Source organism: Oleiphilus sp. HI0125, assembly GCF_001635355.1.
On sequence record NZ_LWGF01000336.1, the window covers coordinates 1 to 1103 of the forward strand.

Sequence of the window (1103 nt, forward strand, 5' to 3'; positions counted from 1 at the left end):
CGACCTAAGTGTCGCACCGATCACTATACCCGCTTCAAGAGGTTAGGTGACGTTAGCGATATGGTTATTGCTGAACAAACCTGATTCTTCTCACGGTGTATATAATACTGGCCTTCATGACTCTCCATCTATCACTCCAACACAAAACACAACCATTAGTTCTGTCATCCGCTCAATTCCTTCTGGCATAGCCATCCCAGTAATTGAATACCCTTCAATGTAAGGAATAATTAATGAAACCGTTTCGGCAGCACTTTTTTCACTGTGTGCTACGGGGAGTAATTTGGCCATGAGAATACTGGCCATTTCTTTGTAGTACTCAAGTATATATTTTTTGATGGCGTCATTGCGACTAGAGATTGCCCAGTATTCTCTGAAGATTCTACACATGTCAGAGAGATGGACGCCCTGGCTTAGAAATGCGCTGATCAAAGGTGAAAGTTTTTCCTCTAGGCTATTCCGATCTTTTAAAGTGTTGATGCTTCTGAGTTCATCTAAGCATTGTTCAAAGTATCGGTCTGCCATGGCCTTTAACAGTTCGTCTCTATTCTTGAAGTAATACTGAACATTACTGAGTGACATGTCGGCATGACTTGCCACTTGGCGCATGGTCACTCCGAAGCTGCCTTGGTTTTTAAGCATCTCCAATGCTACATCAATTATTTTCTCAGTTTTTGCGTTTAGCTTCACTTTTAGAATCCGGTTAGTTCTTTAAATCAATTGTTGATATTTTAGGTCGTTCGACCTATATTTTCCAGAACTAGGTCGTATGACCTAGTTCTTTGATTGAATATAAAGGAGAACAGATGAAAGCGCTTGTTGTGGAGAATAAAAGTATCAGCCTTCAAGAGGGTTTGAGATTGCCAAAAACAAAAGGCAATGAGCTCCTGGTTAAGGTCGTCTGCGCTTCCGTCAATCAATTGGATGCCGAAAATATTCAGGGGAAGTATGACTTTTTACTTAAGATATTGGGCAGCAATTATCCGGTGAAAACGGGTATTGAGTTTTCAGGTATCGTGGTAGAGGGATGTGGTAAGTTCAAACAAGGTAATAAGGTGTTTGGCTACGTGAACTTGATGAAGGGCGTAAAGGCACATCAGGAA

At 41.3% G+C, this 1103-nt stretch carries 2 protein-coding genes; one reads left to right on the forward strand and one right to left on the reverse strand.

Annotation, left to right across the window (positions count from 1 at the left end):
* Window positions 1-114 precede the first annotated feature (114 nt).
* Window positions 115-690 carry a TetR/AcrR family transcriptional regulator gene (locus tag A3762_RS04790; protein ID WP_197469026.1) on the reverse strand — a complete coding sequence of 192 codons (576 nt, stop codon included), beginning with the start codon at window positions 688-690 and terminating at the stop codon, window positions 115-117.
* Between the two features lie 116 nt (window positions 691-806).
* Between A3762_RS04790 and A3762_RS04795 the strand changes: the two genes are divergently transcribed.
* The coding region (locus A3762_RS04795; RefSeq protein ID WP_156493238.1) for an alcohol dehydrogenase catalytic domain-containing protein at window positions 807-1103 on the forward strand (297 nt) is incomplete at its 3' end.